The organism is Brachybacterium sp. NPDC056505, from assembly GCF_042794925.1.
GTDB classification, from domain to species: Bacteria; Actinomycetota; Actinomycetes; order Actinomycetales; family Dermabacteraceae; genus Brachybacterium; species Brachybacterium kimchii.
On the sequence record NZ_JBHTSV010000072.1, the window covers coordinates 1 to 1451 of the forward strand.

At 54.6% G+C, this 1451-nt stretch carries 1 rRNA gene; it reads left to right on the top strand.

Features of this window, described 5'->3' with window-relative positions:
- Nucleotides 1–1386, top strand: a 23S ribosomal RNA gene (locus tag ACFQ53_RS17685); the annotation flags it as partial.
- Nucleotides 1387–1451 lie beyond the last annotated feature (65 nt).

The following is a 1451-nucleotide window of genomic DNA, read 5'->3' on the forward strand; positions in this document are numbered from 1 at the left end:
TGCCGTATGGGGTGAGACGTGATGGGGATCCCGTATGGGCGTAGGTGAGTGATCCTGTACTGCCGAGAAAAGTTCCGGCGTGACGAATACGGTCGCCCGTACCCGAAACCGACTCAGGTGATCAGGTAGAGAATACCGAGGCGTTCGAGAGAATCGTGGTTAAGGAACTCGGCAAAATGCCCCCGTAACTTCGGGAGAAGGGGGGCCTGAGCAGTGAGAGCTGTGAGGGCCGCAGAGACCAGGGAGAAGCGACTGTTTACTAAAAACACAGGTCCGTGCGAAGTCGTAAGACGCTGTATACGGACTGACGCCTGCCCGGTGCTGGAAGGTTAAGAGGACTGGTTAGCGCCCTTGTGGTGCGAAGCTGAGAATTTAAGCCCCAGTAAACGGCGGTGGTAACTATAACCATCCTAAGGTAGCGAAATTCCTTGTCGGGTAAGTTCCGACCTGCACGAATGGCGTAACGACTTCTCCACTGTCTCAACCGCGAACTCGGCGAAATTGCATTACGAGTAAAGATGCTCGTTACGCGCAGCAGGACGGAAAGACCCCGGGACCTTTACTATAGTTTGGTATTGGTGTTCGGGACGGCTTGTGTAGGATAGGTGGGAGACTGGGAAGCATGGACGCTAGTTCGTGTGGAGTCGTTGTTGAAATACCACTCTGGTCGTTCTGGATTCCTAACCTCGGTCCGTGATCCGGATCAGGGACAGTGCCTGATGGGTAGTTTAACTGGGGCGGTTGCCTCCTAAAGAGTAACGGAGGCGCTCAAAGGTTCCCTCATCCTGGTTGGCAATCAGGTGTTGAGTGTAAGTGCACAAGGGAGCTTGACTGCGAGACAGACATGTCGGGCAGGTGCGAAAGCAGGAACTAGTGATCCGGCACCTCATTGTGGAATGGGTGTCGCTCAACGGATAAAAGGTACCCCGGGGATAACAGGCTGATCTTGCCCAAGAGCTCATATCGACGGCATGGTTTGGCACCTCGATGTCGGCTCGTCGCATCCTGGGGCTGGAGTTGGTCCCAAGGGTTAGGCTGTTCGCCTATTAAAGCGGTACGCGAGCTGGGTTTAGAACGTCGTGAGACAGTTCGGTCCCTATCCGCTGCGCGCGTTGGATATTTGAGAAGACCTGTCCCTAGTACGAGAGGACCGGGATGGACTGACCTCTGGTGTGCCAGTTGTTCTGCCAAGGGCATGGCTGGTTGGCTACGTCGGGAAGGGATAACCGCTGAAAGCATCTAAGCGGGAAGCCTGCTTCAAGATGAGATATCCGTGCACCCTTGTGGTGTGGGAGGCCCCCAGGAGATGACTGGGTTGATAGGCCAGATGTGGAAGCACAGTAATGTGTGGAGCTGACTGGTACTAATGGCCGATGACTTATCAACACAAATTTTGAGAATTGTGTGCTGTGCTCGCGTCTACTGTGTGGTTCTCGGGAAACAACCCCCGG